This is a genomic window from Marinomonas posidonica, from assembly GCF_043643765.1.
GTDB lineage: Bacteria > Pseudomonadota > Gammaproteobacteria > Pseudomonadales > Marinomonadaceae > Marinomonas > Marinomonas posidonica_A.
Window position 1 is genome coordinate 26,594 of sequence record NZ_JBHZSP010000006.1, and the last position, 11,865, is coordinate 38,458.

The window sequence follows — 11,865 nt, forward strand, 5'->3', positions numbered from 1 at the left end:
TGGTCATGATAGCGCCAGTACAATTAGATGGTACTTATTTCGTTGCCCCACAGATTACAGTGGCGGATTTACCAGAGCTGAAGACTCAAGGCTTTAATTTGATTATTAATAATCGCCCAGATGGTGAGGCTGAAGATCAGCCTTCTGCTCAAGCGCTTAAAGAGGCCGCTGAAGCAATGGGGTTTGAGTATGCATGGAACCCAATTGAATTGCCTAAATTGGCTCAGTCTCATGTTGATTTACAAGGTGATATCTTGCCAACTTCAAAGAAGACACTGGCATTTTGTCGTACCGGAACTCGGTCTTCTGTGTTGTGGGTACTGTTAGAGAATGGCAAGGGTAGAGATTATGCTGATCTGGTTACAGAAGTGTCGGCTAAAGGGTTTGATTTGTCTCGTTGCGCGCCATCTATGGCGCCCTTGGTTAAAGGCTAGTATTGATTTTTTATGGTAAGTCGTCCGTCATTAGAAACAGCTACTGCATCTGATCCAGATCGTTTTGTTGAACCGTTGGAATTGGGGAAGCGAGTTAAAAAAATTCGCTTAGCAAAAGGTTGGACTCTCGAAGAAGTGGGAAAGCGAACGGGGATTGCTCGATCTACTTTGTCAAAAATTGAGAACGACCAAGTTTCTCCTAGTTTTACCATAGTGCAAAAGCTCATTAATGGGTTAGAAATGGATTTGCCTCAGTTGTTTGTGGAGGCGAGTGATCAGTCCATTGCCGGGCGTCGTGATATTACTCGTAAAGGAAAGGGGGAGCCTCATCCCACGGCTACTTACGAGCATGAACTCCTTAATTATTCGATTAGTCGCAAGAAAATGGTGCCTTTCAAAACTCGAGTTAGGGCCAGGGCTTTTTCTGAATTTAAAGAGTGGGTGCGTCATGATGGGGAAGAGTTCTTATTGGTGTTACAAGGTAAAATTAATTTTTTCTCTGAGCTCTATGAACCAATTGAATTAAAAGAAGGGGACAGTGTGTATTATGATGCCACTATGGGACATGCTGTTACATCTTTGTCAGCAAAGGATGCTGAAATATTGTGGGTCGTTGCCCGATAACATTAAAAGTAAATATAAAATAAGGTTGTGAATCGTTATGAAAGAGTGGGAGTTAACAAGTTGGAGAAATAAAACGGCCCTTCAGCAGCCGGTTTATCCAAGTGCTGAGCATCTGGCTCAAGTAGAAAGTACCTTGGGAAAAATGCCTCCGCTTGTTTTTGCTGGTGAGGCACGTCAGTTGAAGAGTGCATTGGCCAAAGTCGCTAATCGTCAGTCTTTCCTATTGCAAGGTGGAGATTGTGCTGAGAGCTTTGCGGAATTCCACGCTAATAATATTCGCGATACGTTTAAAGTAATGCTGCAAATGGCAGTGGTTTTGACTTACGCTGGAAAATGTCCAGTGGTTAAGGTGGGTCGAATGGCTGGTCAGTTTGCTAAACCGAGATCGGCTGGAACGGAAACCATTGATGGTGTTGAATTGCCAAGTTACCGAGGTGACATCATTAATGGTATTGATTTTAATGAAGCAGCACGCGTGCCAGATCCAGAGCGTCTGATTCAGGTTTACAACCAAAGTTCGTCAACCATGAATTTGTTACGAGCTTTTGCTCAAGGCGGTTTTGCTGACTTGCACCAGGTTCATAAGTGGAACTTGGACTTCTTGAATGCCAGTCCAGCAGGCAGTCGTTTTCAAGGTGTGGCTGATAAAATTGATGATGCGTTGCAGTTTATGGAAGCGTGTGGCGTTGGTTCTGGCTTGGCGCAACTCACGGAAACTGAATTCTACACCTCTCATGAGGCATTGTTGTTGCCGTATGAAGAAGCATTAACACGTCAAGACAGTATGACCGGCGAATGGTACGACTGCTCAGCTCACATGTTATGGATTGGTGATCGTACTCGTCAGCTAGACGGTGCTCATGTGGAATTCTTGCGCGGTGTGCAAAACCCAATTGGTGTGAAAGCAGGCCCTTCTATGGATCCGGAAGATTTGGTACGTCTGTGTGATGCATTAAATCCGAACAACGAAGCCGGTCGCTTGAATGTGATTGTGCGTATGGGTGCGGACAAAGTGGAAGATGGTATGCCAGCCTTAATTCGTGCTGTAGAGCGTGAAGGTAAGAAGGTGGTTTGGAGTTGTGATCCAATGCATGGCAATACTGTGAAAGCGTCTACAGGCTACAAAACACGTCATGTTGATGATGTGTTAAAAGAGGTTCAGCAATTCTTCCAAGTGCATAATGCAGAAGGCACCTACGCCGGTGGTGTGCATTTTGAAATGACAGGGCAAAACGTGACAGAGTGTGTCGGCGGTGCGTTCCAGGTGACAGAAGCGGATTTAGCTGATCGTTATCATACACATTGTGATCCACGTTTGAATGCAGATCAGTCTCTAGAGTTAGCTTTCATGATTTCAGAAACCTTGAAGAAAGCGCGCGCTTAATACTTTCGTGTTTAGTAAATAAAAAAGACCAGCCTAATCAATCGGGCTGGTCTTTTTGTTTGTGCTGGCCTTAAACTGATTAGCCTTTTCGTCTTCTGAAAGCAGAAGAGGCGGATTTTGAGGTGATATCAATTTTGGCCATGATCAGCGCCATTTCATCGGCTTCTGCTTGTTGCTGTTGCTTCAGCTTTTCTTCACGCTCTTTTTTCGCGGCGCGCTCTGCTTCGTTGAGCATTTTTTGAATGCTGGCTTTGCTGCGTGTGCGAGAGGGTGCTTTTTTGCTTTCTTTAATGGGTTCGGCAGGTTTGTCTAGTCTGTCTTCACCAATAAGCTCGCCAAAAAAGGACTGGGCTGTCGGTTTGGGCTCGGCCGCCTTTGCAGGCAATTCAACCGTTTTCTTGGTGGCTGTTTTGCGTGGTTTTTTAACCGGCTCAGCTGTTGATACGCCATTTGCATCAAACATGGCTTTTTTGCCAAGATTTACATTAAGGGATTTTTCTGCGGTTTGAGCGATCTTGTAACCGCGCAAGCTTTCACCATTGTAGATGGTGATGTAGTCGGTTTCTAGCTCGTAAAGTTCCTGTTTATCTGTTGTTTCAAATAACTCTTCAACCGTGAAGGCTTCCATGCCGTGTTCCCGAATGTCGTTGTAGAGTGGGAAGTCTAGACCTTCGTTTGTCGCTTCGACATATTGTTCAAAGCGTTGAAAACCACTATTGAACGATGTACCAATATAGTGTTTTCCAGAAATGTTATTCGTGATTTTAAAAACAACCAAAATTGCAGCCTCTTAGCTTGTCTTTTTAAATAGCAAATAACCTCCACTCACCTTTTACTAAAAAGGGTGATTGAGGTTGTTAAAGGATATAGTGTTAGTGTTTGACGACGATATTGAGTCCGTCTCGAACATTTAGGTGGACATTTTCGACGCGATTGTCTTGAGCAATAAAACGGTTCAAGTCATTCACGGCGATGTCGCTGTTTTCTTGCGGGTCTAAAACTCGGCCTTGCCAAAGAGAATTATCAATGATGATTAATCCGCCTGATTTTACCAAAGGTACTACCGATTGATAGTAGTTGAGGTAATTGCGTTTGTCGGCATCGATAAAGACAAAGTCAAATTCACCGTCTAAGGATTCGATTGTCTCGAGTGCGGGGCCAAAAATAGCTTCGATTTTATGTCCGTGCTCGCTACGATCAAAAAAGGATTGAGCAAATTCAATGGCTCTTGGATTGGTTTCACAGCAAATCAGCGTACCTGCTTCAGGCATGCCTTCCGCAATGGATAAAGCTGAATAGCCTGTAAACATGCCTATTTCTAGAGCACGTTTCGGTTGCGCTATTTTTGCTAATAACTTCAATGTACGGCCAATGGTCTTGCCTGACAATTTATTTGGGTAGCCCATATCAGAGTAAGTTTTTTCAACTAGCTCTAATAATAGGTCTGGTTCTGCTTGAGTGGTTTCAATGCAGTAATTGTCAAGAATATTGAGATCCATAACGCCTTGGTTTGTGAAGTGTGTGAAACGGATGGCAATTTTACCCGCTGTGTTGAGAATGTCTATGGTAGAAAGTGAGAAAAAACACTTGATTTTTGTTTGCTTCAAAGAATTCGCACCTTTTGCTTAATTGCTAAATTAAAGTCGCAAGAGAAGCTGAAAAATGATAGGTTAAGCCCTGAAATTTCCATGTGCTCTTTGGTATGGAGCACCACTGACTCCGATAGGGGAATAAAATGCCTGTAATTACTTTGCCTGATGGCAGCCAACGCTCTTTTTCTGATTCTGTCACAGTGATGCAAGTGGCTGAGGACATTGGTCCTGGTCTTGCTAAAGCCACTGTTGCTGGTCGTATCAATGGTCAACTTGTTGACGCCTGCGAACTCATCACCGAAGATGCCAACTTAAGTATCGTCACCGGTAAAGATGCCGAAGGTGTTGAAATCATTCGTCACTCTTTTGCTCACTTGGTTGGGCATGCTGTTAAGCAGCTTTATCCTACTGCTGAGATGGCCATTGGTCCGGTTATTGATGAAGGCTTCTATTACGATATTGCCTATGAGCGTCCATTTACACCGGAAGATCTAGCCGCTATAGAAAAACGTATGGCTGAATTGGTCAAAACTGACTACGACGTGGTCAAAAAGATGACGCCAATTGCCGAGGCTCGTCAGCAATTTGTTGATCGTGGTGAGTCTTATAAAGTGGCTTTGATCGATGATATGGATGATTCTGTTACAGAAGTTGGCTTGTATCATCATGAAGAGTACATGGATATGTGTCGTGGACCGCACGTCCCGAATACACGTGTCTTGCGTCATTTTAAGTTGATGAAGCTAGCTGGTGCATATTGGCGAGGTGACTCTAATAATGAGCAGTTGCAGCGTATCTATGGTACAGCGTGGAATGACAAGAAAGAACTTAAGGCTTACTTGACTCGAATTGAAGAGGCTGAAAAGCGCGACCATCGTAAGTTAGGTAAGCGACTCGATCTTTTTCATGTGCAAGAAGAAGCGCCTGGTATGGTGTTCTGGCATCCAAAGGGTTGGAGTCTGTATCAAGTTGTTGAGCAATACATGCGTCAAAAACAACTTGATAACGGTTACCAAGAAGTGAAAACACCACAGATTGTAGATCGAGTGTTGTGGGAGAAGTCTGGTCACTGGGGCAAGTATCATGAAAACATGTTTACAACGCACTCAGAGAATCGTGATTACGCGGTTAAACCGATGAACTGCCCATGTCACATTCAGGTTTATAATCAGGGGCTTAAAAGTTACCGTGATTTGCCTTTCCGTATGGCCGAATTCGGCTCTTGTCACCGTAATGAGCCATCTGGTGCTTTGCACGGCATTATGCGTGTGCGTAATTTTGTACAGGATGATGGTCACATTTTTGTGACTGAAGATCAGATTCAGCAAGAAGTCTCTGAATTCATCAAGCTGTTACACGAAGTGTATGCAGATTTTGGCTTCGATAATATTATTTATCGTTTGTCGACTCGCCCAGAGCAACGTGTGGGTTCGGATGAAGTTTGGGATAAGTCTGAGAAAGCCTTGGCAGATGCCTTGAATGCTGCCAAGCTAGAATGGGAAGAGTTGCCAGGTGAGGGTGCTTTCTACGGACCTAAGATTGAGTTCTCTCTGAAGGATGCCATTGGTCGAGTCTGGCAATGTGGTACTATTCAAGTTGATTTCTCTATGCCGACGCGTTTGAGTGCGCAATATGTATCCGAAGATGGCTCTCGTCAAACTCCGGTTATGTTGCATCGTGCCATTGTTGGTTCATTAGAGCGTTTTATTGGTATTTTGATTGAAGAAAACGAAGGGGCTTTCCCTGTTTGGTTAGCGCCAGAGCAAGTGGTGATTATGAATATTACCGATCGCCAAGCCGATTATTGCTCAGATTTAGAAAAAAGATTGAATTCAAATGGCTTTAGAGCAAAACTTGACTTGAGAAACGAGAAGATCGGGTTTAAAATTCGCGAGCATACTCTTCAACGAATACCTTACATGATCGTTGTCGGTGACAAAGAAGTTGAAAATCAACAAGTCGCTGTTCGAACACGTACAGGTGAAGATCTTGGAGTAATGAGTATTTCTGATTTTGAAGATTTGCTTCAAAAAGAAGTTGCTCGCCGTAGCCGTAAACAAGAAGTGGAGATAGAGCTATAAAAGGTAATATGAATCGTGGACGTGCCGCTAGCAAGCAGCGTCCTCAAATCAACGAGAACATTCGAGCAACTGAAGTGCGTTTAATCGCAGCTGATGGTGAACAAATTGGTGTTGTATCGATTGAAGAGGCGCTTAAAGCAGCTCAAGAAGCGAGCCTTGACCTAGTGCAAATCGCTGACTCAGATCCAGTTGTTTGTAAAATTATGGATTACGGTAAGCATATTTTTGAGCAGAAGAAAGCGAAAGCTGCTCAAAAGAAAAATGCGAAGCAGATCCAAGTTAAAGAAATGAAATTCCGTCCAGGGACGGAGGAAGGGGATTATCAGGTAAAACTCCGCAACCTGATACGTTTCCTTGAAGGCGGGGATAAGGCCAAGGTGTCGCTAAGATATCGTGGTCGTGAAATGGCCCATCAGGAGCTTGGCATGCAACTTATGAATCGAGTCGCAGCAGACTTAGAAGAATATGGTGCAGTAGAGCAAGCCGCGAAAATGGAAGGTCGTCAATTGACGATGGTGCTAGGCCCCAAAAAGAAGAAGTGATTTTAAATAAGTTGGCTTTAAGGGCTTCGGCTCTTAAAGACTAAATTATTAAGAAATTACACTAACATTAACGAATGCGAGAGTGGTTTTATCATGTCCAAAATTAAGTCACACAGTGGCGCAGCTAAGCGCTTCAAACGTACCGCGAATGGTTTTAAACATAAGCAGTCTCATACTAGTCACATTTTGACTAAGAAATCGACTAAGCGTAAACGTCATCTTCGTTCTTTGAACCAAGTTGCACAAAGCGACAAAGCGTTAATCGTACGCATGTTGCCATACGTTTAAGTCTCATTTTTAGTCATTAATTCATTAGTAAAGGGTTTATATTATGCCTCGCGTAAAACGTGGTGTTCAGGCTCGTCGCCGTCACAAGAAGATTTTAAAGCAAGCTAAAGGTTACTACGGTGCACGTAGCCGTGTATTTCGTGTAGCTAAACAAGCTGTCATCAAAGCTGGTCAATACCAATACCGTGACCGTCGTCAGCGTAAGCGTCAATTCCGCGCATTGTGGATTGCTCGTATCAACGCAGCGGCTCGTCTAAATGGTTTGTCTTACAGCCGTTTCATTGCTGGCCTTAAGAAAGCAGCAATCGAAATCGACCGTAAAGTTTTGGCTGATCTAGCTGTGTACGAGAAAGAAGTTTTTGCAGCGATCGTTGAAAAAGCGAAAGCAAGCTTGGCTTAATTCTGACGTAGCCTTAGGGTGATTCGATCTTGAAAGAGAGCATCTTAATAGAGCGAGTTATCCAATGCAGTCTTTGATAGGGGAAGAGCGAGCGCTCTTCCCCTATTTTATTTTTTGGAGTGTATAATGGAGAACCTAAAGCAGATTCTTGCTGATGCGCTAAGCGCAGTAGAGGCATCTGAAAGTGAGTCAGCGTTAGATGATGTGCGTGTACATTATCTGGGGAAAAAGGGCGCATTGACTGCTTTGTTAAAGCAACTTGGTAATGTGTCAGCCGAAGATAGACCTAAATTTGGTCAATTGGTAAATGAAGCAAAAGGCCAAGTTCAAGAAAAATTAAACGCGCGTAAGAGTGACCTTGCGAAAGCCGCTTTGAATGCTAAGCTCGCCACCGAAACCATTGATATTTCATTATCTGGTAAAGGTGAAGAGGTAGGTGGCTTGCACCCAGTTACTCGTACCATGGAGCGTATTGAGTCTTTCTTCCGTGGTATTGGTTTTGATGTGGCGGCTGGCCCTGAAATCGAAGATGACTATCATAACTTCGAAGCCTTAAATATCCCGGCACACCATCCTGCGCGTGCGATGCAGGATACCTTCTATTTTAATCCTAATACCGTACTGAGAACCCATACCTCGCCTGTTCAAGTGCGAACTATGGAAACCTCTCAGCCACCTATCCGAATCATTTGTCCGGGTCGTGTTTATCGTTGCGATTCTGACCAAACTCACACGCCTATGTTCCACCAAGTGGAAGGCTTGTTGATTGATGAGAATATTTCTTTCGCGGATTTGAAAGGTATTCTTCATGAGTTTTTGAATGTGTTTTTCGAAGACGATTTAAAAGTGCGTTTTCGCCCAAGCTATTTCCCATTTACCGAGCCTTCCATTGAAGTGGACATTATGCGCACTAACAGTAAGGGCGAAGAGTCTTGGTTGGAAGTATTAGGTTGCGGCATGGTTCATCCTAAAGTATTAGAAATGTCTGGTATTGATCCTGAAAAATACACAGGCTTTGCTTTTGGTATGGGTGTTGAGCGTTTTGCTATGTTGCGTTACAAGGTAGATGACCTACGCATGTTCTTTGAGAACGACTTACGTTTCCTCAAACAGTTTAAGTAATCAGTCGACCTAGGATGTTTATATGAAAGTTAGTGAGAATTGGCTAAGAGAGTGGGTCAATCCAAACATCAGTAGCGATGATTTGGTTGCTCAAATTACCATGGCCGGCTTGGAAGTGGATGAAGTGATTCCTGCAGCGGAATCATTCAGCGGTGTGGTTGTGGGTGAGATTTTGGCTGCTGAGCCACACCCTAATGCTGATAAATTGCAAGTTTGTCGTGTATCAGATGGTTCTGAAGAGTTTCAGGTGGTCTGTGGTGCACCGAATGCACGCCCAGGAATCAAAATTCCGTTTGCCAAAATTGGTGCGGTATTAGGCGCAGATTTTAAAATTAAAAAAGCCAAACTACGTCAGGTTGAATCGTTTGGCATGTTGTGTTCCGCTTCTGAATTAGGGGTGAGTGAAGACAATGATGGCATAATGGAATTGCCGCTGAGCGCTAACACTGGCGAAGATTTCCGTGTTTTTCTTGGTCTAGATGATCAGATTATTGATGTTGATCTGACGCCTAACCGTAGTGACTGTTTAAGCGTGGCCGGTTTGGCACGTGAAGTGGGTGTGCTGAATAAGGTTGATCTTACACCAGTAGCGGTTCAAGCGGCAGAAGTGAGCGTCCCGGATACTTTTCCTGTGAAAGTTGAGGCGACTGAAGCTTGTCCTCGTTACCTTGGTCGCGTCATTCGTGGTGTTAACGTGACGGCTGAAACGCCATTATGGATGACAGAAAAACTGCGTCGTAGTGGTATTCGCTCTATTGATCCGATTGTCGACATTACCAATTATGTGATGTTGGAATTGGGTCAACCTATGCATGCGTTCGATTTGGCGAATTTAAACGGTTCTGTAGTTGTGCGTATGGCCAATGCAGGCGAAAAAATCGTACTGCTCGATGGCCAAGAAATTAGTTTGCGTGAAGACACTATGGTCATTGCTGATGAGCAAGCGCCACTTGCTATTGCTGGCGTCATGGGAGGTGAAGGTTCAGGTGTCAATGAGAAAACACAAGATATCTTCCTTGAAAGTGCTTTCTTCACACCATTGGCCCTTGCTGGTAAAGCCCGCTCTTATGGTTTGCATACGGATTCTTCGCATCGTTTCGAGCGTGGTGTTGATGCTTCTTTGCAAGAAAAAGCCATTGAGCGAGCGACACAGCTCGTGCTAGAAATTGCCGGTGGTCAAGTAGGGCCGATTACGCAAGCAGTAAATGAAGACGCTTTGCCTGTGGCGGCACAAGTCACTTTACGTCGTCAAAAGTTGGATCAATATCTTGCAGTGTCTTTGGATAAAGACCTGGTAACTGATATTTTAACTCGTCTTGGTCTAGAGATGGTTGAGGTTACGGATCAGGCTTGGGTAACAAAAGCGCCTTCTCATCGATTTGATATCGCCATTGAAGCGGATTTGATCGAAGAAGTGGCTCGTATCTATGGTTACGATAATCTGCCTTCTTCTATGCCGACAGCGGCCGTTAACTTCACGCCATTGAGTGAGTCGAAAACGCCTATCCAATCATTGCGTGCTGCGTTGGTGTCTTATGGTTATCAAGAAGCCGTCACTTACAGCTTCATCGATCCAAACTTAAGCAAGCAATTCTTGCCTGAGATTGAGCCTGTGCCATTGGAAAATCCAATTTCTGCGGATATGGGCGTCATGCGTCCTAGTTTGATTCCAGGTTTAGTGAAAGCGTATTTGTATAACCAGAACCGTCAGCAGTCTCGAGTGCGTTTATTTGAAACTGGACGTCGTTTTATCGGTACGGTTGAAGCGCTAGATGAGTTAGATCAACAGTTGCAAATTTCAGGTCTGATTGCCGGAAGTCGTCACCCAGAAGCTTGGTACCACAATAATGAAAAAGTCGATTTCTATGATCTAAAATCGCATGTGGAAGCCTTGTTTGCCGTCAATAATGGTGGTCAACCAAGGTATCAGCGTTCTGAGTGTGAGTTTCTTCACCCCGGGCGTTCTGCAGATGTCTATTTAGATACTCAATTTGTTGGCATGATGGGAGAGTTGCATCCTCAGTTAGCCAAATCTCTTGGGGCGAACCAAACGTTATATGTGTTTGATATTGCTTTGGAGGCGGTATTGAATGCAAGGTTACCAGAATACAAGGCAGTGTCTCGCTTCCCAGAAGTTCGTCGTGATTTAGCGTTGTTGGTTGATCGCACGGTACCGGTTAGTGAACTGGAAAAAGTGATTGTGGAATCCGCTGGTGATGCCTTCAAAGGTGTCTTGGTTTTTGATGTTTATCAAGGGCAAGGCATTGATGAATCGCAAAAAAGTGTGGCTTTGGGCTTGACGTGGCAGCATCCATCACACACTCTTAGTGATGATGAAGTAAACAACTCTGTCGAACAGACTGTGAAAGCGCTGTCCGAACAATTGGGAGCCGTTGTAAGGGGGTAGATTTATGGGATCGTTGACGAAGGCAGATTTAGCTGAAAACTTAGTTGATTCAATTGGTCTTAGTAAAAAAGATGCAAAAGATTTAGTTGAAGGCTTTTTCGATGTGGTACGAAGCTCACTGGTAGAAAGAGAACAAGTTAAACTGTCGGGCTTTGGTAACTTTGAAGTTCGTGAGAAAAGTCAGCGACCTGGTCGAAACCCGAAGACAGGGGAAGAGATTCCGATCACGGCTCGTACGGTAGTGACCTTTAGGCCTGGGCAGAAGCTGAAGTCTAAAGTGGAAGACTACATGCAAGAGTGATCTGTTGTTTACGATAAAAGCCACCTAAGGGTGGCTTTTTGTCGTTATGAGGCTTGAAAACATTATGGCGAGGTTGCGGACAGATAAAATGGATAAAATCGACTGGTTTTGAGTGAAATAATGATATTTAGATCAATGCTTAATCGATTATTCTTGGTTTTTGAATTGATCGGACTAAATTGAAAAAAAAACAATAAAAGTCTTCCCTTTTCAATTCGTTATAGTAATATACGCACCCGCTGACAACGACAGAGTTGTTGTTTGCATCGGGGCGTAGCGCAGCCTGGTAGCGCACTAGCATGGGGTGCTAGTGGTCGCAGGTTCAAATCCTGCCGTCCCGACCAAGAATTTGTTTTTAGCCGCTATAGCTCAGTTGGTAGAGCATCTGACTTGTAATCAGAGGGTCCCGAGTTCGACTCTTGGTGGCGGCACCATTTCTTGGTCAAAGTTTCTTGCCTTGGTGAGATGCAAAAAACGATTTTGCTTTTATTTAGCCGCTATAGCTCAGTTGGTAGAGCATCTGACTTGTAATCAGAGGGTCCCGAGTTCGACTCTTGGTGGCGGCACCATTACTACTTATTGAGTAGTAATACACAATTTAATTTAGCGTTTAGCCGCTATAGCTCAGTTGGTAGAGCATCTGACTTGTAATCAGAGGGTCCCGAGTTCGACTCTTGGTGGCGGCACCAT

General features: G+C 44.1%; 12 protein-coding genes and 4 tRNA genes. 14 read left to right on the forward strand and 2 right to left on the reverse strand.

Features of this window, described 5'->3' with window-relative positions:
* Positions 1–5: 5 nt before the first annotated feature.
* The 3 genes from ACHUFM_RS08080 to ACHUFM_RS08090 are packed head-to-tail and all read left to right on the forward strand — an operon-like array spanning position 6 to position 2,442.
* The gene (locus ACHUFM_RS08080; protein ID WP_394181253.1) at positions 6–434 is read left to right on the forward strand and encodes a protein tyrosine phosphatase family protein; all 429 of its coding nucleotides are present in this window, start codon (positions 6–8) and stop codon (positions 432–434) included.
* A 12-nt stretch (positions 435–446) separates the two neighbouring features.
* Positions 447–1,058: a helix-turn-helix domain-containing protein gene (locus tag ACHUFM_RS08085; RefSeq protein WP_063331366.1), complete on the forward strand. Its 612-nt coding sequence runs from the start codon at positions 447–449 to the stop codon at positions 1,056–1,058.
* Positions 1,059–1,095: 37 nt separating this feature from the next.
* A complete protein-coding gene (locus ACHUFM_RS08090; RefSeq protein WP_394181256.1) occupies positions 1,096–2,442 on the forward strand; it encodes a class II 3-deoxy-7-phosphoheptulonate synthase in 1,347 nt (448 codons plus the stop codon).
* A gap of 79 nt (positions 2,443–2,521) precedes the next feature.
* Here ACHUFM_RS08090 and ACHUFM_RS08095 read toward each other — a convergent pair whose 3' ends face one another.
* Together ACHUFM_RS08095 and ACHUFM_RS08100 are read right to left on the reverse strand one after the other, a co-directional pair.
* On the reverse strand, positions 2,522–3,220 hold the full coding sequence (locus tag ACHUFM_RS08095; protein WP_394181258.1) for a GIY-YIG nuclease family protein: 699 nt from the start codon (positions 3,218–3,220) through the stop codon (positions 2,522–2,524).
* Positions 3,221–3,314: 94 nt separating this feature from the next.
* On the reverse strand, positions 3,315–3,941 hold the full coding sequence (locus ACHUFM_RS08100; protein ID WP_394181597.1) for an O-methyltransferase: 627 nt from the start codon (positions 3,939–3,941) through the stop codon (positions 3,315–3,317).
* Positions 3,942–4,177: 236 nt separating this feature from the next.
* On the opposite strand from ACHUFM_RS08100, the gene thrS reads away from it, so the two are divergent.
* The 11 genes from thrS to ACHUFM_RS08155 all read left to right on the forward strand — a co-directional run bounded on the left by thrS (position 4,178) and on the right by ACHUFM_RS08155 (position 11,864).
* Complete coding sequence (thrS, locus tag ACHUFM_RS08105) at positions 4,178–6,115, forward strand: threonine--tRNA ligase (RefSeq protein WP_394181260.1); 1,938 nt, start codon at positions 4,178–4,180, stop codon at positions 6,113–6,115.
* Positions 6,116–6,123: 8 nt separating this feature from the next.
* The gene (gene infC / locus ACHUFM_RS08110) at positions 6,124–6,657 is read left to right on the forward strand and encodes a translation initiation factor IF-3 (RefSeq protein ID WP_394181262.1); all 534 of its coding nucleotides are present in this window, start codon (positions 6,124–6,126) and stop codon (positions 6,655–6,657) included.
* Positions 6,658–6,750: 93 nt separating this feature from the next.
* Positions 6,751–6,945 carry a 50S ribosomal protein L35 gene (gene rpmI, locus ACHUFM_RS08115; protein WP_013795993.1) on the forward strand — a complete coding sequence of 65 codons (195 nt, stop codon included), beginning with the start codon at positions 6,751–6,753 and terminating at the stop codon, positions 6,943–6,945.
* A gap of 43 nt (positions 6,946–6,988) precedes the next feature.
* On the forward strand, positions 6,989–7,345 hold the full coding sequence (gene rplT / locus ACHUFM_RS08120) for a 50S ribosomal protein L20 (protein ID WP_063331359.1): 357 nt from the start codon (positions 6,989–6,991) through the stop codon (positions 7,343–7,345).
* A gap of 126 nt (positions 7,346–7,471) precedes the next feature.
* Positions 7,472–8,467, forward strand: a complete 996-nt coding sequence (gene pheS, locus ACHUFM_RS08125; RefSeq protein WP_063331358.1) for a phenylalanine--tRNA ligase subunit alpha — start codon at positions 7,472–7,474, stop codon at positions 8,465–8,467.
* A 22-nt stretch (positions 8,468–8,489) separates the two neighbouring features.
* Positions 8,490–10,874, forward strand: a complete 2,385-nt coding sequence (pheT, locus tag ACHUFM_RS08130; protein ID WP_394181265.1) for a phenylalanine--tRNA ligase subunit beta — start codon at positions 8,490–8,492, stop codon at positions 10,872–10,874.
* Between the two features lie 4 nt (positions 10,875–10,878).
* Entirely contained in the window at positions 10,879–11,175 is a 297-nt protein-coding gene (locus ACHUFM_RS08135; protein ID WP_013795997.1) for an integration host factor subunit alpha, read from the forward strand.
* Between the two features lie 267 nt (positions 11,176–11,442).
* Positions 11,443–11,519 (forward strand) — tRNA-Pro (locus ACHUFM_RS08140).
* 14 nt (positions 11,520–11,533) lie between these two features.
* Positions 11,534–11,609 (forward strand) — tRNA-Thr (locus ACHUFM_RS08145).
* 59 nt (positions 11,610–11,668) lie between these two features.
* Positions 11,669–11,744 (forward strand) — tRNA-Thr (locus tag ACHUFM_RS08150).
* A 44-nt stretch (positions 11,745–11,788) separates the two neighbouring features.
* Positions 11,789–11,864: transfer RNA gene (locus tag ACHUFM_RS08155), tRNA-Thr, on the forward strand.
* Position 11,865 lies beyond the last annotated feature (1 nt).

What these genes read in the sequence shown, in the direction of transcription:
- ACHUFM_RS08090 (WP_394181256.1), top strand. Translation starts at nt 1,096, where the DNA reads ATGAAAGAGTGGGAGTTAACAAGTTGGAGAAATAAAACGGCCCTTCAG.
- rplT (WP_063331359.1), top strand. Translation starts at nt 6,989, where the DNA reads ATGCCTCGCGTAAAACGTGGTGTTCAGGCTCGTCGCCGTCACAAGAAG.
- pheS (WP_063331358.1), top strand. Translation starts at nt 7,472, where the DNA reads ATGGAGAACCTAAAGCAGATTCTTGCTGATGCGCTAAGCGCAGTAGAG.
- ACHUFM_RS08135 (WP_013795997.1), top strand. Translation starts at nt 10,879, where the DNA reads ATGGGATCGTTGACGAAGGCAGATTTAGCTGAAAACTTAGTTGATTCA.
- rpmI (WP_013795993.1), top strand. Translation starts at nt 6,751, where the DNA reads ATGTCCAAAATTAAGTCACACAGTGGCGCAGCTAAGCGCTTCAAACGT.
- ACHUFM_RS08080 (WP_394181253.1), top strand. Translation starts at nt 6, where the DNA reads ATGATAGCGCCAGTACAATTAGATGGTACTTATTTCGTTGCCCCACAG.
- thrS (WP_394181260.1), top strand. Translation starts at nt 4,178, where the DNA reads ATGCCTGTAATTACTTTGCCTGATGGCAGCCAACGCTCTTTTTCTGAT.
- ACHUFM_RS08085 (WP_063331366.1), top strand. Translation starts at nt 447, where the DNA reads ATGGTAAGTCGTCCGTCATTAGAAACAGCTACTGCATCTGATCCAGAT.
- infC (WP_394181262.1), top strand. Translation starts at nt 6,124, where the DNA reads ATGAATCGTGGACGTGCCGCTAGCAAGCAGCGTCCTCAAATCAACGAG.
- pheT (WP_394181265.1), top strand. Translation starts at nt 8,490, where the DNA reads ATGAAAGTTAGTGAGAATTGGCTAAGAGAGTGGGTCAATCCAAACATC.
- ACHUFM_RS08100 (WP_394181597.1), bottom strand. Translation starts at nt 3,941, where the DNA reads ATGGATCTCAATATTCTTGACAATTACTGCATTGAAACCACTCAAGCA.